1 rRNA gene is annotated in these 272 nt (G+C 47.4%); it reads left to right on the forward strand.

The window, feature by feature from the left end:
• Positions 1 to 46: 46 nt before the first annotated feature.
• Positions 47 to 272 (forward strand): 16S ribosomal RNA (locus H5300_RS27385); the annotation flags it as partial.

Genomic DNA, 272 nt, shown 5'->3' on the forward strand with positions numbered 1-272 from the left:
ATGAATATTAGTTTTGAAGTCAGTATTCGTTGAGTCACAAAATCTTAAATTGAAGAGTTTGATCATGGCTCAGATTGAACGCTGGCGGCAGGCCTAACACATGCAAGTCGAGCGGAAACGACAACATTGAATCTTCGGAGGATTTGTTGGGCGTCGAGCGGCGGACGGGTGAGTAATGCCTAGGAAATTGCCTTGATGTGGGGGATAACCATTGGAAACGATGGCTAATACCGCATAATGCCTACGGGCCAAAGAGGGGGATCTTCGGACCT

The organism is Vibrio sp. SG41-7 (genome assembly GCF_014164465.1).
Classification (GTDB): Bacteria; Pseudomonadota; Gammaproteobacteria; order Enterobacterales; family Vibrionaceae; genus Vibrio; species Vibrio splendidus.